We start from the raw sequence: 23,624 nt of genomic DNA, 5'->3' as shown, positions 1-23,624 counted from the left end.
TCACTTGCTACCGATACCGTTGGCCATCCGGGCGACCCAGCGGTACATGAAGATCACGATCAGCGCGAACACGATGCCGCCGATCCACTGGGCCTTCTCGCCGAAATCCTCCCCGACCAGGGCCAGCGGCGCCTGCAGGTTGCTGAAGCCCAGCTTGTCGGCGAAGGCGACGATTGCGGCAATGACCACACCGATGATGCTCTCGCCCACGATCAGGCCCGACGCCAGCAACACGCCGAGCTGCTTGGTGCTTTCCGGGCGGGCCGAGCGGTCGGCGCGGCGATCGAAGTACCAACCGACTACCGAACCGACAACGACCATCAGGGTGCTGACAGTCGGCAGGTAAATGCCCAGGCCGACAGCCAGCGGTGGGATGCGTGCCTGCTTGGTGGTGCGCGCCAGGATTTCATCGATCAGGATGATGACGATGCCGATCCCAACGCCGATCTGGATCAGGCTCCAGTCGATATTGCCCGTGATCACACCCTGGGCCAGCGCGGAGATCAGGCCTGCCTGCGGGGCCGGCAGCGCGTGCGCACCCGCGCCCGCCACACCGACAAAGCCGTAGGCCTTGTTGATCAGATCCAGCACCGGCGGGATCACCGCCGCACCCGCGATCACGCCCACGACCAGCGCGACCTGCTGACGCCACGGCGTCGCGTCCACCAGCTGGCCGGTCTTCAGATCCTGCAGGTTGTTATTGGCAATCGCGGCCACGGTAAACACCACCGCAGTGATGAACAGCGCGAACGCCACCAGCGCCTTGCCTTCCTCCGGGCCGACGTACGGCTTGACGAAGGCGACCAGCAGCAACGCGGCAGCGATAACCACCAGGATGCCCACGCCCGAGAGCGGACTATTGGAGGAGCCGATGAGGCCCGCCATGTAGCCGCACACGGTGGAAACAAAGAAGCCCATCAGCACCACGAAGGCCACACCGCCAATGGCCAGCACGCCCACGTGAGCGCCGAGACCGGCCGTGTTGCCGAAGTAGCCAAGCAGCCACGCGATCGGCACGAAGCACGCCAGGGTGACCAGGCCGACGATACCGATCGGGATGTCGCGCTCGGTGCGGGGCAGGGTATCGGCCTTGCCGGCTTTGCGTACCTTCGCGGCAGCCATGGCCGAGGTCAGGCCGGTGATCACCGGCTTCACCAGCTTGGCCAGGGTCCAGATCGCCGAGACGCCGATCGCGCCGGCACCGACGAAGCGCACCTTGTGGCTCCAGGTCGCATTGGCCAGGTCGGACATCGGCTGCGACAGGTCGCCGAGCATGGAGAAGTGCGGCACCCCCCATCCCCAGCCGATAATCGCGCCGATCAGCATCGCGATGCCCACGGACAGGCCGACAAGGTGGCCAATGGCAAACAGCGCGAAGGAGAGGCTGAAGTCGAAACCGCTGACCGCACCCTTGTCGTTCACCCGGAAGTAGCGCACGAAATCGCTGGCGAAAACCTGGGTGGCCACGACGACGGCAAACGCGGCCGAGGCGATCGAACCCCACAGCACGGCCAGGAGGCCGGCACGGCTCTCGTCCACGCTATGGGCATCGGCATCATCGCCACTGCCCACCTTCAACACTTCCGCGCAGGCCAGGCCTTCGGGGTAGGGCAGGTCGGAATTGGTGACCAAGGCGCGGCGCAGGGGGATGGAGTACATCACACCCAGGATGCCGCCCAGGGCGCACACAGCGAAGGACATCCAGAACGGGAAATCCGCCCACCAGCCGATCATGATCATGCCGGGCAGCACGAAGATGATCGAGGACAAGGTGCCCGCCGCCGAGGCGATCGTCTGCACCACGTTGTTTTCCTGAATGGTGGAATCCTTGAACCCGCGTAGCAGGGCCATGGAGATCACCGCCGCCGGGATCGAGGTGGCGAAGGTGAGGCCCGCCTTCAGGCCGAAGAACACGTTGGCGGCGGTAAACACCACCGTGATGATCACGCCCAGGATGAGACCGCGAACGGTCAGCTCCTTGCGGTTGTCGGTAGGAAGATTGCCGCTCACGAAAGTCGTCCGGTCATGTGGTAGTCCCCTTGTGGCCGCTTAGGGCGGCTCGGATACGTTGGGCCCAACTCCGGTGGCGGGCCAGGGGGTAGGGTTGCCGGATTTGGCAGGAATGGCAATGGGTTGACGGAGTGATGGGCCCGCAACAATGAGATGGGTAGCCTCCCGGCGCGCCCGGGGGACACATGGATCATCGCGCTTAGAACGCCATAACCAGATGAGCCGAGAGCGCCTGAGCCTGGTCGCGCTGGCCCTTCTGGTAGTCATATCCGAGTTTTACTGTCGTGCGCGCCGACAGCGTCGCATCGAGGCCGATGTTCAACACGCCGCTGTACCGCGACAGGCCAATCCCGCCAAGCGGCTGCCATTCCTGAAGGCCGACGAAGCTGGCGTCGAACACCTCGCCCTTTGAGGCAACCGTCCTGCGAAACTGTACTCCAGCGTTGAGGTCGACGGCGCGCCCGCCATCGATAGCCCAATGATGGGCAGCCCGCATGCCCAGGCCCGCCTGCCAACGGGTCACCGATTGCGCGTTGCTGCGTAAGCCGAACCCGCCCGCACCCTGTTCGGCGAAGCCGCCGCGATCGATGCTGGCGTATTCGACATTGATGTTAGGCATCAGGCGACTTCCGGCCCAGTCCAGGTGCAGACCGCTTTCGCCGTAGGCCACCCTGTAGTTGCCGCCGAAACGCGTGGCCACACCTTGCTGACTCACTCCCAGCAGGAGCTGACGACTGACGTCCTGACGGAACTGGCCAAATCCGACGCGCCCCTGCGTATACCAGTTCCCCTGTAGACCAGCGGCGTAGAACATACCCTCGGTGTTGCGGCTGCGGTTGTGGTCATAACTCCGATCAAGCTGTTGACGCCCCTGGCTCTGGCCAAACGCGAAACCCGCTACGCCGGCGTTGCCGATCTGTCGATCACTACCGACGAGCCAGCCATTCAACTGGAAACCCACGCCGTCATAGCCGGCCCGACCCATGTCACCACCCACGTTGAGATTCTGGGTCCAGACGCCAACACCGCTGTTCTTGCCGAGCAGATCGTCGAGGTGATCGGACATGGCCCGGGTGGAGGCATCGATAGCCTCGAATGTCATGGCCGCGCTGGCCGCATGAAGCTGGCCCGACAGGCTCTGCAGCGACGCTTGCGCAGCCTCCAATGTCGGTGCCTGCTGGAACTGTCCTGCGGCGCGCACGAAATCACTGGATACGCCCGAGGCGCTGCCAGCGGCCGCGTGATCATCCAGCTGGGTGAAGGCGCCTTGTACTCGCTGCGCACTGCGGAAGGAGGCCGGCGTGTAGGTGACCCCATTACCCGCGGCCGCCGTCGTTACGTCCAGCCCCGTCGTATCGAGCCACGCGCCATGTGCGTCGTATGTGATGGTGGTCGCAGTGAACACCACACCGGTGTCTTTGACCAGTCTGTCGAAGGTGCCGTTGAGGCCACCTGTCGCCGTAAGTACGTCAGTGTGCGTATTGCTGGTGTAACCGGCTTCCGCACCCGTGATTTCCAATACGCCACCGCCCAGCGTCGCAGTGCCATTTACCGCAAGCTTGCTGCCAAGCTTGACCGCGAGCGTGCCACTGGATAACTGGTTGTAGTTGCCGCCAATAACCGCGTCACCACCAGCGAGCACGACCCTTCCGGCATTGGCCAGATTTCCGCCGACACCTGGCAGGCCTGGTTGCGGCGCCCGGCCACCGCCGCTCAGGACGGCCGCCTGACTTACCGTTACGTCGCCGGGTAAAACGTCCGAGGTCATCACCGAGCCCGAATGGATCATGAGGCCGCCGGTGTAGGTGCTTCGGCCATCCATGATCAAAGCGGCCGAGCCATTTTGTGTGACCGAGCCTGAGCCGGAGATGCTGCCGGTGAAGATATTCAGGGAGCTGTCAAAGACGAGCGAGCCATTGTTCACGATGTCCGTAGCAAAGGGGTAGCTACTGATTTCGCTTCCTGGCATCGCACCCGTGTTATCGATCTGCAACGTGCCGCGATCAATCCTGACGTGCGTGGGACTGAGGTCGTTGTCTCCCAGCACAAGTGTCAATGTACCGGTGCCGGCCTGGACGAGTGTGCCGTCGTAAGCCTCGGAGTGACCGCTCGAAATGCTCCCGTCGAACGTCAGATCGTCACTCCGGTTGAACACCAGATTACCGTGGTAGATGTCGACATTGGCGCCGGGGCCAATCGAGCCTGTCGTACCGCCGTTGCCCACCTGCAAGGTGCCATCGGTGATGGTGACACTGTTCAACTGGAGATCGTCGTTGTCGATGTTCCACTGACTTCCACCCCGCACCGTCAAGCCGCCCGTGAACGTCGTTCTTCCCGTGACCGCCTGCGAGTACAGCTGCGCCTGTCCTGACGCTCCATCAAATGTCAGGCGGCCCGAACCGATATCGAGGTCGCCGCGAATGGAGCTACCTGCAAACAGTGTCACGTCGGCACCTGCGTCGTGAGCCACCTGGATATTGCCAACGATCGTTCCCGCGTTGCTCAGTACCAGGCCGCCGCGGACGTTGCCGAAGGTGTCCAGATACGAACCCGCGGAAATCGCGCACACGCCCACCGTGATGCAGGGCCCCGTCGCCGTGCCGCGGGTTTCGATGAGGGAGCCACTGCCATTCACGACGCTGCCGCCGCGCTCCAGGGAAATCGTTGTTCCGGCGCTCGAGATCCTGGCGCCGCCCGTGTTGCTAACCGATGCCGAGCCACCCGCAGCCATGATGCCGCTGTAGATTCCGGAGATTGAACTACCCACACCAGCGTTGGTCACGCCACCACCGGCCTGCAGGTCAAGGCCCAGCCACCCGGTGATCGTTGCGCCGTCGGTATTCCGAATGCTTGTCCCGATCGCCTGCGTGGTAATGGCAGCCGCTGTATCGGAACGAATGAGGCTACCGACACCATCGTTCTCGACCCTACCGCCATAGCCGAGAAGCATGCCGAATTGCACGCCATCAATCGTGCCACCGCTACTGTTCCGAACGAGGGCATCGGCATCGTAAATCTGGATGGAGTAGCCGGCACCCTTGATCATTCCGCCGTCGTGATTCAAAACGACAGGCGCGGAGCCGGGCAGTATGTTCACGGAGCGAACGGCTAGCGGTACGTCACCACCGACGAGGCCGGTATTGTCCAAAACGCCATGGCCCGCGAGCCAGACCGTGTTGGGAAGCGCAGCACCCCGATCGACCTGTAGTGTCGCCGACAGTGCGGGGGCAACATACAAGCCTACGGTGACATCGCCCGTGCCTAGCGCCGCTCCCGGCGCCACTTCCAGGGTGCCACCGCCGACGCTTGTTCCACCTGTGTAGGTATTGGCGGCCGTTATGGTGAGCCTCCCGCCACCGTGCTGGTTTAGCACTCCCGTCCCGCTGATCAAGCCGTCGAACGTGACGTCGTCGCTGCGATAGAAGGCAAACTGTCCATCATTCTGGACGTCGCCCTTGATTGATCCCGTGATGCCCCCGTTGCCGAGTTGCAACGTGCCCTGCTTGATGGTGGTGCCACCGGTATACGTGCTGTTGCCGGTCAGAATGAGCGAGCCCTCGCCACCTTTGATCAAGTCGATCGGGCCGCCGTAGCTGCCGGGCAGTTCGACAGACTCGCTGGTGTCAACATCGATTTCGCCGCCAGTGAATACCGGGGTGCTTGGTGGGGGAGGGTTGCCGACGGGCGGGGGATTATCCGCAGGTGGAGGGTTACTCGCCGGTGGCGGCGTCACCGGCGGTGCCGCTGGCGTCGTCGAAGGCCTCGTATTGCCTCCGCCACCGCCGCCACACCCCGATAGCCCGAGCGCCACGGCCACTGCAAACGCCAACGCGGCAGGCCTGACCCATTCACCCATGGGCATGCGACCGGACACTCCCGGATCCCGTGATTCTTCCATGCTCTTCCCCTGTTGTCGCAGCATCTTGCCGCAAGATCCTTCGGTACGCCAGTGCGATGAGGATGGGCAATCGAAGCTAAAGAGGCCCCGGGGCCGCGCCGCCTATCAGGTCCGAAGCAGCAACGGCGCAGGTCTTAGTCCATCCACACTAACTCCATCACCGCCAATGCACCGCTGTCATCGGATATCTGCGTATCGCCGGCTCCATCGGCCCTGGACACATGGATGACCCACGGGATATCGAAACGCCGTGGGAAGCGGCGCTTATCGCCTGCGCCCCTGTGCGGCACGAGGTAAGCGATGAGCGTGCCATCGGGCGACCAGGCCGGATCGATGCCGAGCGGTTTGATGATCACGTGAAGTCCGGTCCCATCAGGGTGAATGAGCGAGATCCCCTTGGGCGAATTGAACGCGATCCATTGGGCGTCGGGCGACCAGACGGGGTGGTTCGATTTGTGCCTGCGATCCGTCGCATCGCCCTTAACGACAATGGCTTCGCGCATCTCCCGACCCAGGCGGTCGCCAGGAATATCCGTTAGCTGGCGGGTCACGCCAGTGCTGGTATCCATGATAAAAAGCTCATGGAGATTGCAGCTGCTGCGATCGGCCTTGATCGCCCCGGCGAAGACGATCGCTTTTCCATCAGGCGACCACGACGCGAAATGACTGTCGCAAGCACGAACTTCGACCGCACAAAGCAGCGGTTCATTGCCACTGGTGGGCGCGATGCACATGCGCATCCCGGGACCCATGATGCCAGCGACGCGCTGTCCGTCCGGTGCGACCGTTATCTGTGTCGACAAGTAACGTTGCGCTTGCATCGCTGGTGGAGCGTCGGGAGTCGTCCAGTCAGGTGAACTGAAAGGGCTTTGCACTTCCCACGGGATGAGCGGCGTCTTGAGGAAATGTGGCGCGCCGGTGTCGATGAGAAAGGAACTCCGGTTGGGCCCGGCACTCAGGTTGACACCCACCGCATGCCGGGCCGGGTAGCCGACGAGTCCGGAGACCAGCTCATCGGAAATAACCTCGATGGGCGCCGCCGCTCCGCTGGCCGGTATCACGTAAAGCTTTCGAGTTATCGGATGCCCTGGAGGGGGCGCGTGCACCCGGTCATATGCGACGAAGAACAGCCGGCCCGGGAGCGCGGCCCGATCGAGGCGCGCGTCAGTTCCCGCCGCAGAGCCGCAGGCGAGTGACAGGATAGCCAGGAATCGTAATTTCAATCAGATTGCCCCCCCGAGAACCCCGGGGCACGAATTGTCCCCTGGCGCGGCGATCATCCGGCGGTGTTGCGGGCGACGGAAGTCACCTCGCCGTATTCGATTAGCGATTGAGGGCGATTGCTCTTCGGGGTATCGCCGTGGCCAGGGCTCCACCTCCAGTGATCCGATCCCCTTCATATAACGAGACTTCTTGGCGACGGTCGAACCCGTCCCGAAGCTGAGGGTTACATGCAGACGTCTGGCAGACGCAGCGCGCCGTGGGGATGAACCTCATGCATTTTCTTGTCCTGCCCGTACTGGTAGCAGGTTACCCCCGATACTTCGAACACATTGCCGTTCAACCTATCAACTTGAAGGAACGCCGCGACCTGGCTGCCTTCGACCGCTTGATCCCAGTGCAATTCCAATCCATAGAAGCCTGGCGACATCTGCTCCTCCAGTTCCGGATACAGATGCGCCCCTTGATAGACAGTTCGCGTCAACGCTTCCGCCTTCGCTTTCGCCTGATCGACCGAAAGCCCTTTCGAAGGCTCAGCCGCCCTGGTGCTTGCACAGCCGACGACCATCACCATCAACAGTGCTACATGCGCGGACCGATACGTCATCATCGTCGCTCCCGAGTAATTTTCTGCACTGACCAGTTCGGGCCGCAACTTAGGATGGCCCGCGTATCCCCCTAGTCTTGCCCAGAATTGGTAGCGCTTTCCGCAAGAACTTGTGGCACTCTCAGCCGGCATTGCGCCTGGAAGGAAGGATCGGGCGCTGGACAGTGATGTCGGGCCGGGGGAACACATGAGCGCATCGTACGATGTCCGCAGGCGTGAGCTTGCGTTGACCATTTGCGTAGGTGGGGGCGTGATCGGTCGCGGCCAGCTACGGCTAACCCTACGCCGGCTTGGTAGTGGGGCAGTGGTGTGGCGGTCGGCTCCGCGACCCAGGTTCAAACGTCGATGACAAGACTCGGGTTACTTATCGCGGTGTCCGGATGCGGCGGCATGCTCGTGGCCATCTTTAACAAGGCTGTGACCGGTGGTGCGCGGAACATGGCCGCACGCATTTCCTGGATGCTCTTCGGCGTAGCGATTGCTGCCTGGATCTACGGTGGCGTAGGCGGAATGCTGTACGCCCTTGAGCATGAGGTCACCGCAATACAAAGCCGGGCAGGCACGTCCGTTCTCGATCGCTCAGCGCATCCGGTTCTTTATTGGACCGCATTTGTCGGATCGGTGGGTTCCATGGCGATTTTTGCCGCCATTTCCGTCGGGTGTTTTTGGAAAGCTCTCAAGAAGGGCTAACTCTCCTATTCTCAACGAACATGCAGACATTAGGACTATTGATTGCTGGGGCGACATGCGCAAGCGCGATGTTGGCGCTCTACAACAAGGGCAAAAGCGATGGTCCGAGCGCAGGTGTGGCTCGGTTGGCGTGGGCGCTTATGGGCGTTTCGTTCGCATTATGGGTTCGCGGTGGCATTGACGGGATGCTCTACTGCCTGGAACACGGGACTGTCACCGGGCAGAGCCGGGGTGGCGGAAGCGCTACATTCCAGCGCGCTGAACATCCCATCCTTTTTTGGATCACCTTTCTCGCCCTGACGGCGGGACTTGGGGTGTTCGCCTTTTTTGCGCTGATGTGTTTCTGGAAAGCCCTCGACCGGAAAACCCTCAACAAGGTCGCCAAGACTGGCGCGCGCTATACCCGTGGGGAGGTAGATGAATGATTGCGATAGGTTATGTCATCGCCGGGTCGGCGAGTGCCAGCATATTGATTGCCCTGTTCAACAAGGCGATCACGGACGGGGCAAGAAACGGGGCGGCCCGGCTTGCATGGGTTCTTGCCGCCATTGGGCTGGGTACCTATGTCGTTGGCGCCATCGGCGGACTGGGGGACGTGATCGAAAGAGGTATCGTCGTATACGGCAGTAGAAGCGGCAGCGTGACGTTCCACCGCAACGAACACCCTGTCTTCTTCTGGGGTGCACTGGGCATGCTTACGGTCGCGATAGGCATCTTCGCCGTTTTTACCGTTGTCGCTGCCTGCAAAGCCCTTAAGAAGGGCTGATTTGTCATCCGGATCAGAGAGCTCGATGGTGCGCCCCATAGTCTTCTCAAACGCGTGAATTTCCTCGGGAATCCGAACCATGTTAACGCTCGGCCTAGTCATCACGAGTGCTGTATGCGGAAGCGCGGCCATTGCGCTCTACAACAAGGGGAGAAGCGCTGGCCCCAAGAAAGGCATCGCCCAGCTCGCATGGATGCTTATGGGTATCGCTTTCTCGCTGTGGTTCTACGGTGGTATCGGCGGCTTAGTCTATTCATTGGAAAATGGAATCATCACGGGCCAGAGCAGGGGAGGCGGGAGCGCAACCTTCCATCACGCAGAACATCCAATCCTGTACTGGGCCACGGTCACTGCCTTGAGTGGCGGATTGGGTGGCATTGGGATCTTTGCGGTTATGGCGTTCTGGCAGGCCTTCAAGAAGGCCTAACTCGCACGATTGAATCCCAGGTCTCACTGCCACGACGAAATTCATAATCAATTCGTTTGAATCAACAGTGCGGCAACTCTAGGCGCCTGTGCTGCAGCGGAAACCGGAGTTGCGATAGCAAGTGGGCATACAGGATTCCGCTGACGACCAACGTGTCCCATTAATCAGCAGATCTTGCCCCGCCGTTGGAAGCGAGTTGTAAACCAATGACAAAAGACCTACCAAATCGGCGTTAGAGGTGGTAATGCTGAGAGTCCTTTATCGTGATCTGAAAACGATTGACGTCTGGGTGTTTGAAGAACGTATTTCTTGCTGCTTCAAGTGACATGCAGTCGACCGGCGCCAATGAACTAGGTTGGCAAACGATGGTGACCGGCTTAACCGGTAGTTGCTGCACGGCATCCGGAGTGATTCCTGCGCCACCCACAAGCCTACCTCCGTTAAAGAAACGCACATCGACGAGAGCTAGGGACCAGTGACAGCGGTCGCCCTCGACCTGATCTGTCAAGGTCGAAACGACGTACGAGGCGCCGCTTCGTTCGACACGGGCTGCCAGGTGCGCGGTGTTTTCGATGGGCACTCCTGAAATCGGATGTTTGGGAGCGCATGAGTGATCTGTAATGACCCAATCGGCGGACGCTTCAACATCATCAACAAACCCTGGCTGCGGATTTACCTCAAATGAGAGGAGCTGCCTCGCCTGTGCGTTGATGACTGGCGTAGGCGACACCAAGGCGGTGTTGTCTGATGAACTGCAAGCGGTTATTAGAAGCCCAATCAAGATTGAAAGGCCCATCCATGAATATGGTCTACGCGTCATACCCGTCATCCTGTTGGTCTGTGTCTTCGACCTCGCTGGGGGCTAGCGCGCCGGCTGGTCGGGCTTGGGCTAATTCGCAAACCGCGTTATGCGCTCAAGCGATGTCACCGTCAATGCATGTTTTCCCCGTGGAAGTGCTGAAAGCCGGGACTGCCAGAAGGGACCATCTCGTGCCGGGGCTTCCGGGCGGGGTTAACTATGATGCGAAGCAGGGCTCTCAATAACAATGGGTTACGATCGCGGGGACTGCGTAGGTGTCGCGTATCCCTGAAACCTGCAGCATCGCTTGGGCCAAGCGTCTCCAACGCGACGCCAAGTCTCGGACAGTGGCCCGAGGTCATTCCTCGTTCTGCTGGCCCTCAGTCAGATCTGAGTATGCAATGTTGACGGCGGGGAAGCCGCTTTCTTGAATCGTGACCCAGGTCACGCGGACGTAGGTGTGCGCCTACATCAATTCCTTCGGCTGGTTCGTAACATCGTGCGGTCAAAAACCGGTCGAAGGAGCAAGGACGATGGGCACGCACGACAGGGGTGGGAAGGAAGACGGGGAGACCGCAATGCCGGGATCTCATCAGGCCTCAGGCATGTGTCGAGCTAAGGATATCGTCAGGCGGTCGGCATCCAAGGTGTTCGGAGCGCTGGCGCGCGTTCTGTGCTTGCTGACGATAGCCGTGGGACTCATCAGCGGTCCGGCCGCGCACGCACAACAACGCGTGGCGCCCATTGTCGGACCCTATGAGTACGGCTACAACCGCTGCGAAGTGGCGCAGTTCGGGTATTTCGACGAGGAGACAGCAGCCAGCACCGGCGCCAACCAGTATTACAACACGGGCTGTGGTGCGCCAACTTACCAAGGCGTCTGGGGTACTGTTGAGCAGCCGAACTATGGTGCCTGCGGCAGCGACAGTCGTTATCCGACCTTCTATCTCGGCGTTGAGAACCAGAACGTCCGCGACCTGTCGGTCACCTACACCTTCTCACCACCCAGTTGCCTGAGTTCTTCGCAGGACGGCCTGACGGTCTATCGTCGCCGTGCCGTGGAATGCCCGGCCGGCTACGTCGGAGACGGGGCGACTAATACCTGTGTCCTGCCTGCGGGCACGCCAGACCCGACGAAGAACAATGACCCGTGCAAGGCCGGCTGCAATGGGTCCAATCCGGTGCATTCTGCGCTTGGCTACAAGCTCCAGCGCGAGGTCGACTTTTCGGGCAACGGCACACTGCTTGGATTTGCCCGCTACTACAACAGCTCGCAGCAATGGAGCCCGTGGGTTCTCGGTCGCCAGTGGCAGAGCAACTTTGACCTCCGCATTACGAAGGTCTCGACGGAAGGTGCAACGACGGCGACCGCCTACCGGGGCAATGGTGACAAGTTCTATTTCTCCCACGACGCAACAGGCCACTGGAAGGCGGACCCGGATGTAACGCTGTCGTTGCTGGAAATCTTTGACGCCCAGGGAAAAACGATTGGCTGGACGGTGGAATCCGATCAGGGCGTCACCGAGGAGTACGGCGCGGAAGGCCAGCTCACACGGATATCCGACCGGGATGGTCACACGCTCGACATGGCGTACACCAACGGGCTCCTCGCGCAGGTGACGGACGAAAATGGCCGCAATCTCGCGTTCACCTATGAGACTGTTCCCATCGGCTCGGGTGATTCTGCCATCCGCCTGACGAAGATGGTCTCGAGCGGCGGCCTTGTGGTCACCTATGTGTACGACTCGACCGATTCGCCGTACCAACAGTACCGGGGCATGCTCAAACAGGTCGTGTACACGTCGACCCTTGACGCGAGTTACTCGGCGACCCGGACGTATGTCTACGGGGAAGGGGAGAACGCAAACCCGCTCCTTTTGACGGGCATCACCGACGAAAGCGGCAAGCGTTCGGCCAGCTGGCGGTACGACGCCAATGGGAGGGCCATCCTGAGCGTGCATGGCACAGCAGATGCAGATGCCGACCGCGTCGAACTGACCTATGCGGCCGATGGCTCGACGGACGTCAAGAATTACCTGGGGTCGGCGACTGCGCCTGCCGTTCGCACGCTGAAATTCCAGACCATCTTCGGCGTCACGCACCTTGTCGGCAGCACCGGCAGCACCCCTGCTGGCGGGACTGCCTCCCCGAGCGGTCCGCCGACCTTACCGACGTCCTCCACCTTCGACGCAAACGGTTTTCCCGACCATGTGGTCGATGCCAACGGGGTCACCACGGACCACGACTACAATGCCCTTGGTCTTGAAACGAAGCTCACAGAAGCAGTCGGCACGCTGGTTCAGCGAACAACCGAAACCGTGTGGGACGACGGCTTTCGTCTGCCGCTAAGCAGGATCGTGCGGGACAACGCCGGCGTTGCGGTCAACCAGAAGCTCTGGACCTACAACGCCCGGGGGCAGGTGCTCGCCACCTGCGATTCCGACCCCCGCTCGGTCCAGCAGGCTTCCTGTCCGGCAACGGGGGCGGTCGCTTCCGGCGTCCGCCGCTGGACCTACAGCTATTGCGACGCGGTCGATGCCACCCAATGTCCGTTGATCGGCCTTCTGTTGTCCTCGAAAAACCCCCGCACGGACATCAATGCCACGAAGACTTACACATACTTCATGACGACGGACGAAAGCGGATGCGGCTCCATCGGACTCTCCTGCCATCGCCTTGGCGACCTGAAGACGACGACCAATGAGCTGGGTCAGGTGACGACGAACTTCGCTTACACGCGTCTTGGCAAGGTGGCAAGGACGAAGGATGCCAATGGCACGTTCACCGACTACACATATACGCCCCGGGGCGCGCTGGCCAGGAAAATCATCCGCGCCAATGCCAGTGGCGCCGCGTCGAGCAACGACATGTCCGTGACGCTGGCCTATGACAATGCCGGCAACGTCATCTCGACAACGGATGGCGATGGCGTGCAGCTGACCTACGCCTACGACGACGCCCACCGGCTGACCAGCGTCAAGGCGCAGGACGGCTCCCTCATGCGGGTAACCCTCAATGCGGCCGGCTCGCGCACGAAGCTTGAGTTTGTCGATGTCACCGGTGTGGTCCGCTCGTCGAAGGGATGGGTGTACTCCGCGCTAGGTCAGGTGGTATCCGTGCTCAACGGCGACGGCGTGTCGGTCAATGGTGCCGGTTTCGCGGATTCGTTTGATGCGTCGGGCAAGCCCGTCCACGGCCAGGATGGGTTCGGCACACAGACGACAAGGGCCTATGACGCGCTGGGCCGCCTCTCGTCGGTGGTCAACGATGCCGCCGGCACCGCATCGTCCACCGCGCATGCGACGACCGGCTTCAAGTACGACACGCTCGATCAAATCACCTCGGTGACCGACCCTCTCGGTCAGGTGGTCACGACCACCTTCGACGGTCTCGGCAATTTGCTCAAGCAAGTCAGCCCGGACGCGGGGACGTCGGTGTTCTCTTATGACGCGATGGGCAACGTGACGGCGCGGACCTTGGCGACTGGCGGGGCACAGACTGTGACTTATGATGCGCTCGACCGGCCATTGGCCCAAACGGGGACGCACGCGAAGAGCAATGTCACCTTCGAGTACGACCTGGCCAATGCAACGTCCGGTTGTGCGACGTCGTATCCAATCGGTCGCTTGGTCCGTGCGACACGGGACGGAACGACAACAACCTGGTGCTATGACCGGTTCGGCAATGTCTCGTCGCGGACCCAGAAAACCGATACTGGAACGACATACGCCGTGTCCTACGAATGGTCGCCCGGCGGCAGGGTCAAAACCATGACCTACCCGAGTGGGTCGAAGGTAGCCTATACCTACGATGCGCAGGGCGACACCAGCGCCATCTCGGTCCGCAAGCCCGGGTCGACCACACTCGATCCGGTGGTCGCCCAGGCGAAATATCTTCCTTTCGGTCCAGCATCGACCTTCCAGCTCAACGGCCGGGCCGTGACGATGACGTACGACAAGTCGTACCAGTCGACGGGTGTGCAGTCGTCGGCGTATACCCTGACGTCAACACTTGGCGTCGACGGACAGACTTCATCCATGACCGAAACGGTCGGTGGGGTGGCCTCGTCGGCCGCCCTTTCGTACGACGCCGCCCGGCGCATGACGAAAGACACCACCGGGACGGTCACCCATGCGTCCTTGACCTATTCTCTCGGGGGCGACAGGCAATCGAAGTCCGGCGACGGGGTGATGACCGGCACGTACGCCTATCTCGCCGGCACGCGCACCCTGTCGTCAGTGGGTGGGTTTGCCCGGTCCAAAGATGCGGGTGGTGCAACAACCGGCCTCACGTCGGGACAGGGCGCATATGTGTTCACGTATGACGACGACCACCGTCTCATCCAGGTGGCCAAGGATGGGCAGGTGGTCGGCAGCTACCGCTATGACGGCCTCGGCTTGCGGGTCCGTAAATCGGCCACGGTGCCCGTCGCGGGTGTCGACCGCACCTTCGTCCATGACGAATCTGGGCGGCTGCTTGGCGAGTATGGCGACGTGATCCGTGACTACATCTGGTGGGATGGTGTGCCAGTGGCAACCGTGGACACGATCAGCGGCGTGGGCACCGTGACCTACCTCATCGCCGATGGCGCGGGGACGCCGCGCGCGGCCGTGAACACGGCAGGTACCCTTGTCTGGTCGTGGGCGGCAGTGGGCAACGGATTTGGCGAATCGTCGCCGAAATCGGCAGGGTCCACCTATGAGCTTCCACTGCGCTTTGCGGGCCAGTACTTCGATGCCGAGACGGGTCTGCATCACAATAACCACCGGACCTACGAGCCGGCCACGGGCCGTTACCTCGAAACGGATCCCCTCGCGCAGGTTGGTGGCGAATCACCGTTCGACTACGCAGGCAACAGTCCCCTGATGCGCACCGATGCGCTGGGTCTGTGCTGGTCGAACACCCGCGCTGCAGCCCACTTCTTTGCCGGCGGCGGTGACGTCACCCTTGGCCAGATTGGTTGTGACGGTCAGGTTGAAGGCATGATTCATCCCTTGCGTGAACAGTGGAAGTCCATGACCGAAGCAGCGGTAAAGGGTTTTGCCAAGGGGATCCATTGCAACGATTCGAGCCCCTACGACGCGCTGCGCAGCGTGGGTGCAAGGTCCGGCGTGTTCTGGATTGGTGGTGTGTCCCTCCATCAGGATGCAAAGTGCCAGGTCCAGCACACGTGTCCCCAGGCAAACAACCGCTGTATGGCTGAGGGGTACAACTACAACTGTGTCCTTACCAGTTCGATCCACGATCTTTTCGTTAATCCGAGTGACTTCAAAAATCATGCCGGCACGCCAAATGCGGAGTTCTGGGACACATGGAACTACGGTGGCACGACTTTCTACGTCGACGGCTGGTGGCAAGACGAATTGTCGGGAGGTGGCCAGTTGTGAGGTATCGCATAGCCAGCGTGGTCTTGCTTTGTATTGGCGCATCTTCATGCGCCAAGGTCCGCGACTTTGGTTGTCTCTCGGATGGCTATTGGGTTGCTGCCCCCAGTCATGTCGAAATGGGCGTTTATGACAGGCACGACACTGCCGTTCTTGAGAGATATGTATTCCAGGTCGGGCTGACGAAGGGCTTCATCGTTGCATCCTGCGAAGTCCGGCCCGGCGCGGATGCGGCGTCACTGCCCGGTGAACAGCCGTGCAAGGGATATAACGTCATCAATACTGCAACGGAACAGGTGTGGCGAGGGCTAAGCGGTACCGAGGCTGCTGTCGTGCTCAAAAAGGAGGGCATCGCGATGCCCGAACTCCACTACGCGAATGAGTGGTTCAACCAGGACTGGCCCGACGGAAATCCGTCGGCGTTTTGCAAGGCGCATTTTCGTGACAATCCGGCGCCGCAGCCGTAGCGCGGGCCGCACTACCGTCAGATACCCCTGAAGAAGCTGTCATCAGGTCTTCGGGGGCAGGCGGCGGACTCAAAATCCGTTTGTGCCGCCCCCCCTTGACGGGGTCCGTTTCCTGGGTAGGTTGGCATGCTCTACGTCTCCGAGTTTTCGTTTGCCAAGTTCAAAGAGGATGTCGAGAAGGACAAGATCGAGTTCATTGCGAAATTGAACAAGGTGTTCGCCGATATCCAAAGCCAGTTGCTGGCCATCCCAGCGGCGCTCATTCTTATCGGCAGTCAGATGGAATACCTAGGGCGGTGGGGCACGAAGAACCTTCTGATCGTGCTGGGGGCCTTCGCGTTCGCCCTCCTGATGGATCTGCTCATTCGCAACCAGCACCACACGCTGACAGCCCTGGGTAGCGAGATCAGGCGGGAATGGGGCCTGATCGAAGGTCGTCACGCCGCCGTGGCGAGCGAGTTTCAGAGCTCGTACGAGACACTGGCGCGACGCGAACGGCACCAGAAGCTCCTCCTGGGCACGGTGAGCGCCTTGGTCGCAGGCTCCTTGAGTATTTCCGTGATCCAATTGCTTCGATACTCGGTCCCACAGCCGCTTGTCATTCCTTCGCTGCTGGCCGGCCTGCTTGCAGGCGTTGCGATGGTGGCAGGCCAAGGGGCGCATAAGCGCTTACAGCGCCGCGCAACGGCACGAGCGGCCCCACGGGCCGCCGATCGAGCAGGCTGACCGTGGGTGAGGGAAGGCGGTAAGCTGTCACCCATCATGCGCCTGGAAGGACCCTTATGCGTATCACTCGGCTGGTCGTCCAGAACTTCCGCAACCTGAAGCAGGTGGATGTGCCCCTCACCGGCTCCGTCACGGGCATTCTGGGCGAGAACAATGCGGGCAAGTCCAACCTGATCACCGCCTTGCGGCTCTGTTTGGACGTGGAGATGCCGGCGCGGCTGCGGGCATTGGCGCCCTCCGATATCCACGTCGACGTGCCGCAGGATCGCCCCTTCCACGTGCTGGTCGGTGTGGAGTTTTCCGGCTTTGCCGAGGACCTGAATGAGGCGGCCCTGCTGCATGGCTGCCAGATCGCCGTCGACCGTGCGCGCGTGATGTACCGGTACCGGCCTCGTCGCGCCGTGCGCGACGCCATTGCCCGGGGCGACCAAGTAGCCGACGCGCTGCACGTGGACGACTACGGCTGGGAAATCGTCGGTGGCGGCAACCCCCGTGTCGACCTAGCGGCACTCGCCTGGGACGATAACGTCGGAGAGCCGCTTCGTTTCGCCGACCTACAGTACTTCCAGGTCGTCAGTCTGCACGCGTTGCGTGACGTCGAACAGGACCTGCGTAACCCGCGCACCTCGCCACTGGTGAAGCTACTGGAGTCCAAGACGATCCCGGCCGACGAGCTCGCAGCGCTGCTGACGACCTTGGGACAAGCCAACCGTGACGTGGCCGGTGCGGCCTCGATCGCGTCGACCGCCCAAGCAATCGCGCGGTCCCTGCAAGGCGCGACCGGGCCGTCCTATGCGATCAACACGGCGATAGGCGTGGCGGATGCCACCTACGAATCACTCCTGCGGTCGCTGCGCATCCTGCTCAGCGACGGGCGGGGCTTGCAGGGGGTGGACCCGTCAAAGAACGGACTAGGCCTCAATAACGCGCTGTACATCGCCATCTGGCTGGAGTACCTGCGAGAACGAACGCGCCGACCGGGCTGCGCCGGTCAGCTCATCCTGATCGAAGAGCCCGAGGCGCACCTGCACCCCCAACTGCAACTGACGCTCATGGGAGCGTTGCGGGCACTGGGCATGCAGACCGTAGTCACCACGCACAGTACGCACGTGACTGCACGGCTACCGCTCAATGCGCACGTCGTGCTGACTCGGCAAGGCAATGCCGCGCATTGCCGTGCGGTGGCCCAGAACGGCTTGCTCGACGATCGCGAGCGCGCGGACCTTGAACGGTACCTGGACGCGACCAAGTCCACCTTGCTGTTCGCCCAGAAGATCATCTTGGTCGAGGGGGCGGCCGAGCTGATCCTCCTGCCGGCCTTGCTCAAGGAAATGATGGAAATCGACGTGGAAGATCACGGCATCTCCATCATCTCGATCAACGGCACGCATTTCACGCCGTTCCTGAAACTGCTGGAACGAGGGGCCCTGGGCAAGCGTTGCGTCGTGATTGCCGACGCCGACCTGCCGGTCGACGAGGACGGCGAGGATGCCGACGCGGGCGAGGTGCGTGCGGATCTGCGGCAGTGGGCCGGCGGAACAGTCAACGTCTTCCTGGGCCGGACGACGTTCGAACGGGAATTGGCCGATATCGAAAACGCCACAATGCTGCAGGCGGCTGCCGCCGACGGCGGCCTCACTGCCGCCGCGGCACGGCTTCGCCTCATGGCGACCGAGATCAACGCTCTGCGTGAACGTGATCCGGCCCGCGACCGGCTGCAGGATGACTATCGAACGGCAGTCCTGAACGTCGCCAAGCGCATCGGCAAGGCGCGTTTTGCCCAGCTATGCGCGGCGCGGATCGACCTTGGCCGCGTCATCCCCGAGTACATCGACGACGCGGTTTGCTGGCTGACCCGACCATGAGACTGACCGGGGAACAACGCGCCGCGGTTGCCCGAACCGGGAACGTCTACGTCGAGGCGTGCCCAGGTAGCGGAAAGACTCGCGTCCTGACCGCCCGGCTCATTGAGGCATGTCAGTCGGATCGGTGGTTGCCGCGGCGGGTGGCGTGCATCACGTTCACCAACACGGCTGTGGATGAGATTCAGCAAAGGCTGACGACCGCCTTGCCAGAGCAGCGCGAGGATCGCGTGGCGGTCTGCACAATTCACTCATTCTGCCTGGCATACATCTTCCGCCCGTTCCATCAGCGGCTGGAGGGCTACCAGCATGGGTACACCTTCGTCACCCCTGACGACGAGCGGGCCATCGCGCTGGTGCAACAGATCACCCAGGGACTCGGGGCCAACGCGCTGTCAGCGATCGAACTCGATACCTTCGCCACTGCATCCATGACCGCCGCCGGCGAGCCCGTACTGTCCGGCCGAGCAGGGCCTCTCGCGCAAGTCATGCCGCTGTACTGGAACGCGTGCAGGGCGCGCGGATGGCTGGACTACAACTTACTCCTTCAGGAGTCGGCGCAGATCCTCGCTCGGATTCCGGAAGCGGTCCAAAGCCTCTCGGCGAAATTTCACACGGTGCTCGTTGACGAATTCCAAGACACCACCCATACCCAGCTCACAATCCTGACCCGGCTTTTCCAACAAGCCAGCAGCCAGTTCTTTCTGGTTGGTGACCCCCATCAGTCGATCTATCAATTCACCGGCGCCGAGGCAGCGCGATCGGAGGGCTTCATCGCTCAGGTGTGTGGCGAAAACCGCTTGTCGCTGACGGGAAATTTCCGATCGTCGGACGAGATTGTGGGCATGGCGGAACGCATGTTGCCGAGGCAGCCAAGAATGCGTGCGCGGCCGCCCGCTGCGAGGCGGGGGGTGTCTGCCGAGGTATATACAACGCAGGATTGCGCCTCTGCGGTCGTCGACCACTTTGTACCCACGGCCGAGGCGGCGCATCTGGGCTTAGGTGACTGCGCTGTGTTGGCCGCATGGTGGACGGACCTACTACCGATCGCGAGGCTGTGCTGGCAGCGAGGTATCCCCGTGATCGGACCGGGTGCGCGCCCGTACAGGCGCGGTCGACTCATCGTGGGGCTGATGGAGAACCTCGCTGCGTCGGCGACCAATGTCATGGCCCTGGAGCTCACTGTGCGCGCAATGCGCCGCACCCTGGACGATCTAGGCGTTTCGCGGGCATCTGGTCTCGACGGCTGGGAGGGCAGGGTCCTTGGCTTGCAACTCCAAGCCGCAGCGAAAGCGCACGCTGCCGCCGACGACGACGGGATCGCCTGGATCCGGCGGGTCGCACAGATTGCAGACCAGCTGTTCCATGACGCGGGGTACCCGGTGGGCAACGTGTTCAGCAACTCCGCAGAAGAGGTAATCGCTGATATCCATGCGCGACAGTCGGGCCATCCTGCACCAAAGGTGACGGTGGATAGCCTGGGACTTTTCGCCAGACCAGATCAGGCACTGCGCTTAATGACGGTGCATGCCGCCAAAGGCCGCGAATTCGACGGGGTGGCCATCGTCAGGGCCAACGAGTCGCGTTTTCCGCATTTCACAGCTTCCTCTGCGGCTGAAATCGAAGAAGGGCGGCGTGTACTCTATGTCGCCATGACGAGGGCGAAACGGTTGCTCCACCTCTATGTGGATAGCTCGCTGAGAAATAACGGGCCATCACGATTTCTCGCGCGCTTGTAGTGATCGGGCGCCGGTCCTGCAGCAGCTCCCCCCGCAATGGCGTCGACCCACCCGCGAGAGCGGCGCCTGCCTCAGTGGCCCTCACCGGGCCGGATTTATCAGCGTCAAGGCGTTTCGTTGATATGACGGCCCGAAACAAACGATGACGTATCAAAAAATTAAATCTCGTGCCTCAGAATTTGCTCGGTTTCACCGCCCCCTTTTATTGGCGGTCGGCGCCTGTACTGTGGCAAACATCGTTGCAAGTTATGGTTGGCCCTTCTCATCCGCGGAGGCTCCGGCCGAGTGGGGCGTCTCCGTACTGATTATCGTAACGTCCGTCGCCTATCTTTGGATCGCTCGATTGATTCCCCAATCGCTGGTGATTCGTGAGCACGAACTCTATGGAAGCGTACTTTTGTACGTTGCCATAGCCATGCTGATAATCCTTCAATGCGCCGGTTTCGGCTGGGCTCCCTACGACCTTTTTGGTCCAACTGCAGCCAGTGGTGTTAGGCCTACGCGCGGTGACGCCATCTATTTCTCTGCGGTGACGTTTACAACACTCGGTTATGGCGATTTCGCACCTAGCGCTGGGCCCGGAAGGGCACTCGCGATATTTGAAGCCATGCTGGGGACCGCTCACTCGGTATTCTTCGTCCTCGTTTTCCTCCGAGGAGGGACGATTTCGGAACAGAGCGATGGACATGAAGGGTGAGTCAATGCAGGCATCGTCCAGGCCAGGAGTCGCCGGTCCGCAGTTAAAAACTCAGACGCTTCTAGCGGAGACCAGCGGACGCCGCACGCTTTGTGTCAAAACCTGGCGGACGCCGTGAGGCATGTCCCACAAACGGATAATGGCCGGATCTTTCGGATCACTTGTTCCAGCCGGTAACTCACGAATAGCGGCGATTGCGACTCACGAAGGGCGTTTCTGTCGTCGGCCAGGACCACTGACGTGATCCGTCGGCTTTGGTAGGTCACTGATTTTTCTAGCCGAACGAAAACAGCCTTGGTCATTTTTCTTGGCGTCGTTTGAAGTTGACGCCCGGGTTAATGACCAACTAGTTTTTAACGACAACGATAGTGACCACAACCGGCTCGTCCGGACAGGGTTATTGGCGATCCTCCAGTCTCCGCCGAGCTCAATCCAAGACGTCCGCTTCGGCGAGCCGCCGTTGCAAAACCGACGTCGTCACCAGCCGGACATGTCGAGTATCGACGCCTAGCACTTGCGTGTAATCGGTAGCGCTTTTCGTCATTCAGGGGCGTTTATGCGTCAGTTTGACGGCTGATGCCGGAATCAGCCGCTAGCACGTGACATCGGTAGCGCACGTACATCGGGGAATGTGACGATCGCCAAGTATTACGTCCAGATCGGTTGTGGTGCCTGTGAAGCCGGTGCAAGATTAGGCCTGCGATAGCGATCTCAGGGTCTCGGATGGCACTTCAAGACAACGACATAGACCGCGAAATAGCCCGACGCGTAATGGCTGAGTGTTCGGCTCGCCTGCAACACGAGCTTCGTCTGGAAAGGTCCAGGCAAATATCGAACGAACATCGCATTAACGGGCTTCAGCTTGCTAACGAGCAACTCCGAGCCGAGCGAAGGTCTGTTGTGAATGGCGATAAGGTGGCCGTGGCGAAGGCGCTCTACTTCTATGCGCTCCTCCTCAAGCAGATTCACCATACCCATTCCGCCCCAGAAATAATCATCGATGAGAGGCATGAGCAACGTCGTGATGAGTCACCGAGATGACATGCATCATCGCTGCATCATATTTGCATCATCTTTAGATCATTAGCCGTGAATGTGCACTTGGGTGACGCCTAACCCTTAATGTTTTTTAGTTCCATCGTGAAAAATACGCCCAAAAGACCGCGTTTTTATTGCGGTCTTTTTTTTCGTCTGGCAGGCTAACTAAGCATGGACGGATTTGCTTGCATGCCGTTATGGGTACACTTCGGCTCTCACCGCACCACCTGCTTCACATGCGGCCGTGCAATCGCGTGCCGCTGCGAAGATCGACGGTGTGCCCGTCCAGGCAAGTATTCCGCCCAGTTGCCCGCACCTCAAGCCACTGGGTGGCGAAGCGCGCTCTCCCACAGAGGTTGCAAGCACTACATCGCCTGAGGCGAACCTCTCCCAGTCGGCGGAGACACACATGATCATTATCTAGCCCCGGGGGGCTGTAGATAACAAAAAAGGATCGCACTGGCATGCGACCCCTTTTGGTTATTTCGTACGGATTGGCTCCCGTATCGATAGCCTCGCACAGCCTCCCTCCCGTTGCAACCCGTTTTGGCCCCTCAAATGGGGCCCATACGGGCAGCTTTTGTCCGGGCGTCGCTAGGCGCCCTTCAAGGGCCGCCGGCGGCCCGCTGTGGGAGAACGAAAATGACAAGCAACGTGATCAAGGTCCGTCCCGGCCGTGCGGCGGCAAGTCCTCTAGCGCCCGCCGCACGCGGCAATCAGACGGGTCCGGCTCACATCACTCTAGCGCCCGGGTCACGATTGGGATGGGGCGATGCCGTCGTCTGCGTAGTAGCCGTGCGTGACCGTGGCAGGGTACTCGTCACCGAGTTGGCGACTGCGGAGCAACTAGACGTCCCGATCGAAGCGCTGCACGCCCTGCCGGAACAACCCACGGCGCTTGCGTTTGACCGTGTGGATGCTCACCCCGACGAGTGGGCCCGGGTCCGGGCGGTGGCTCTGGATTTCGAAGTACATATCGAGCTGGGCAAACTCCCGAGTGCTGTCACGCATACACTCGCAAAAAAGTACGGGGTGTCCGACCGGTGTATTCAGCGGTGGAGAAAGACCTATCTCCTCTGCCGTCGCGCGTCGTCACTTTTGCGCAACCCAGGAGGTCGCAAGCGTGGCACGACTCTCCTCGACCCTCGGGCTGAGCGAGTGATCCAATTTGTTATCGAACGTCGCTACCGGCGCGGTGAATATATCTCGCAATTAGAGGTCGCCGAACGCGCGCGTTCGCTCTGCCGGCGACTCCGATGGCCCGTGCCAAGCTACCGCACCGTTGCCCGGAGA

17 protein-coding genes are annotated in these 23,624 nt (G+C 61.2%); 10 read left to right on the top strand and 7 right to left on the bottom strand.

Annotation, left to right across the window (positions count from 1 at the left end; translation table 11 throughout):
• The 4 genes from L2Y97_RS10915 to L2Y97_RS10900 all read right to left on the bottom strand — a co-directional run bounded on the left by L2Y97_RS10915 (position 1) and on the right by L2Y97_RS10900 (position 7,739).
• Complete coding sequence (locus L2Y97_RS10915; protein WP_247436542.1) at positions 1–2,010, bottom strand: OPT family oligopeptide transporter; 2,010 nt, start codon at positions 2,008–2,010, stop codon at positions 1–3.
• Positions 2,011–2,209: 199 nt separating this feature from the next.
• Entirely contained in the window at positions 2,210–5,743 is a 3,534-nt protein-coding gene (locus L2Y97_RS10910; protein ID WP_247436539.1) for an autotransporter domain-containing protein, read from the bottom strand.
• Between the two features lie 299 nt (positions 5,744–6,042).
• Positions 6,043–7,131: a TolB family protein gene (locus L2Y97_RS10905; RefSeq protein WP_247436537.1), complete on the bottom strand. Its 1,089-nt coding sequence runs from the start codon at positions 7,129–7,131 to the stop codon at positions 6,043–6,045.
• 224 nt (positions 7,132–7,355) lie between these two features.
• On the bottom strand, positions 7,356–7,739 hold the full coding sequence (locus tag L2Y97_RS10900) for a hypothetical protein (protein WP_247436535.1): 384 nt from the start codon (positions 7,737–7,739) through the stop codon (positions 7,356–7,358).
• A 387-nt stretch (positions 7,740–8,126) separates the two neighbouring features.
• Here L2Y97_RS10900 and L2Y97_RS10895 point away from each other — a divergent pair, with 387 nt between their 5' ends.
• From L2Y97_RS10895 to L2Y97_RS10880, 4 genes are all read left to right on the top strand, one after another.
• Positions 8,127–8,426, top strand: coding sequence for a hypothetical protein (locus L2Y97_RS10895; RefSeq protein ID WP_247436533.1), 300 nt, complete (start codon positions 8,127–8,129; stop codon positions 8,424–8,426).
• A 68-nt stretch (positions 8,427–8,494) separates the two neighbouring features.
• On the top strand, positions 8,495–8,851 hold the full coding sequence (locus tag L2Y97_RS10890) for a hypothetical protein (protein WP_247436531.1): 357 nt from the start codon (positions 8,495–8,497) through the stop codon (positions 8,849–8,851).
• Positions 8,848–9,192 (top strand): hypothetical protein, encoded by a 345-nt coding sequence (locus L2Y97_RS10885; RefSeq protein WP_247436529.1) that lies wholly within the window; start codon positions 8,848–8,850, stop codon positions 9,190–9,192. The genes L2Y97_RS10890 and L2Y97_RS10885 overlap by 4 nt, the downstream gene beginning before the upstream one ends.
• A 79-nt stretch (positions 9,193–9,271) precedes the next feature.
• The gene (locus tag L2Y97_RS10880; protein WP_247436527.1) at positions 9,272–9,619 is read left to right on the top strand and encodes a hypothetical protein; all 348 of its coding nucleotides are present in this window, start codon (positions 9,272–9,274) and stop codon (positions 9,617–9,619) included.
• A 232-nt stretch (positions 9,620–9,851) separates the two neighbouring features.
• Here the strand turns inward: L2Y97_RS10880 and L2Y97_RS10875 are convergent, their stop codons facing one another.
• Positions 9,852–10,439, bottom strand: a complete 588-nt coding sequence (locus tag L2Y97_RS10875; RefSeq protein ID WP_247436525.1) for a hypothetical protein — start codon at positions 10,437–10,439, stop codon at positions 9,852–9,854.
• A gap of 512 nt (positions 10,440–10,951) precedes the next feature.
• On the opposite strand from L2Y97_RS10875, the gene L2Y97_RS10870 reads away from it, so the two are divergent.
• From L2Y97_RS10870 to L2Y97_RS10845, 6 genes are all read left to right on the top strand, one after another.
• The gene (locus L2Y97_RS10870) at positions 10,952–15,805 is read left to right on the top strand and encodes an RHS repeat-associated core domain-containing protein (protein WP_247436523.1); all 4,854 of its coding nucleotides are present in this window, start codon (positions 10,952–10,954) and stop codon (positions 15,803–15,805) included.
• Complete coding sequence (locus tag L2Y97_RS10865) at positions 15,802–16,269, top strand: hypothetical protein (protein WP_247436521.1); 468 nt, start codon at positions 15,802–15,804, stop codon at positions 16,267–16,269. Before L2Y97_RS10870 ends, L2Y97_RS10865 begins: the two co-directional genes overlap by 4 nt.
• Before the next feature lie 126 nt (positions 16,270–16,395).
• On the top strand, positions 16,396–16,995 hold the full coding sequence (locus L2Y97_RS10860) for a hypothetical protein (RefSeq protein ID WP_247436519.1): 600 nt from the start codon (positions 16,396–16,398) through the stop codon (positions 16,993–16,995).
• Between the two features lie 56 nt (positions 16,996–17,051).
• Positions 17,052–18,860, top strand: coding sequence for an ATP-dependent nuclease (locus L2Y97_RS10855; protein WP_247436517.1), 1,809 nt, complete (start codon positions 17,052–17,054; stop codon positions 18,858–18,860).
• Entirely contained in the window at positions 18,782–20,596 is a 1,815-nt protein-coding gene (locus L2Y97_RS10850; RefSeq protein WP_343218398.1) for an ATP-dependent helicase, read from the top strand. Before L2Y97_RS10855 ends, L2Y97_RS10850 begins: the two co-directional genes overlap by 79 nt.
• Positions 20,597–20,738: 142 nt before the next feature.
• Positions 20,739–21,293 (top strand): potassium channel family protein, encoded by a 555-nt coding sequence (locus L2Y97_RS10845; RefSeq protein ID WP_247436513.1) that lies wholly within the window; start codon positions 20,739–20,741, stop codon positions 21,291–21,293.
• 711 nt (positions 21,294–22,004) lie between these two features.
• On the opposite strand, the gene L2Y97_RS10840 is transcribed toward L2Y97_RS10845, so the two are convergent.
• Entirely contained in the window at positions 22,005–22,304 is a 300-nt protein-coding gene (locus tag L2Y97_RS10840; protein WP_247436511.1) for a hypothetical protein, read from the bottom strand.
• A gap of 873 nt (positions 22,305–23,177) precedes the next feature.
• Positions 23,178–23,342: a hypothetical protein gene (locus L2Y97_RS10835; protein WP_247436509.1), complete on the bottom strand. Its 165-nt coding sequence runs from the start codon at positions 23,340–23,342 to the stop codon at positions 23,178–23,180.
• Positions 23,343–23,624: the final 282 nt, after the last annotated feature.

Source organism: Luteibacter aegosomatissinici, assembly GCF_023078495.1.
Taxonomy (GTDB): Bacteria; Pseudomonadota; Gammaproteobacteria; order Xanthomonadales; family Rhodanobacteraceae; genus Luteibacter; species Luteibacter aegosomatissinici.
Note: the sequence above shows the minus strand (reverse complement) of the source record. Positions and strands in the feature narration are given on the sequence as shown.

What these genes read in the sequence shown, in the direction of transcription:
- L2Y97_RS10895 (WP_247436533.1), top strand. Translation starts at nt 8,127, where the DNA reads ATGCTCGTGGCCATCTTTAACAAGGCTGTGACCGGTGGTGCGCGGAAC.
- L2Y97_RS10855 (WP_247436517.1), top strand. Translation starts at nt 17,052, where the DNA reads ATGCGTATCACTCGGCTGGTCGTCCAGAACTTCCGCAACCTGAAGCAG.
- L2Y97_RS10875 (WP_247436525.1), bottom strand. Translation starts at nt 10,439, where the DNA reads ATGACGCGTAGACCATATTCATGGATGGGCCTTTCAATCTTGATTGGG.
- L2Y97_RS10850 (WP_343218398.1), top strand. Translation starts at nt 18,782, where the DNA reads ATGCGCGGCGCGGATCGACCTTGGCCGCGTCATCCCCGAGTACATCGA.
- L2Y97_RS10860 (WP_247436519.1), top strand. Translation starts at nt 16,396, where the DNA reads ATGCTCTACGTCTCCGAGTTTTCGTTTGCCAAGTTCAAAGAGGATGTC.
- L2Y97_RS10880 (WP_247436527.1), top strand. Translation starts at nt 9,272, where the DNA reads ATGTTAACGCTCGGCCTAGTCATCACGAGTGCTGTATGCGGAAGCGCG.
- L2Y97_RS10840 (WP_247436511.1), bottom strand. Translation starts at nt 22,304, where the DNA reads ATGCCTCTCATCGATGATTATTTCTGGGGCGGAATGGGTATGGTGAAT.
- L2Y97_RS10885 (WP_247436529.1), top strand. Translation starts at nt 8,848, where the DNA reads ATGATTGCGATAGGTTATGTCATCGCCGGGTCGGCGAGTGCCAGCATA.
- L2Y97_RS10845 (WP_247436513.1), top strand. Translation starts at nt 20,739, where the DNA reads ATGACGTATCAAAAAATTAAATCTCGTGCCTCAGAATTTGCTCGGTTT.
- L2Y97_RS10835 (WP_247436509.1), bottom strand. Translation starts at nt 23,342, where the DNA reads ATGCGTGACAGCACTCGGGAGTTTGCCCAGCTCGATATGTACTTCGAA.
- L2Y97_RS10900 (WP_247436535.1), bottom strand. Translation starts at nt 7,739, where the DNA reads ATGATGACGTATCGGTCCGCGCATGTAGCACTGTTGATGGTGATGGTC.
- L2Y97_RS10890 (WP_247436531.1), top strand. Translation starts at nt 8,495, where the DNA reads ATGTTGGCGCTCTACAACAAGGGCAAAAGCGATGGTCCGAGCGCAGGT.
- L2Y97_RS10870 (WP_247436523.1), top strand. Translation starts at nt 10,952, where the DNA reads ATGGGCACGCACGACAGGGGTGGGAAGGAAGACGGGGAGACCGCAATG.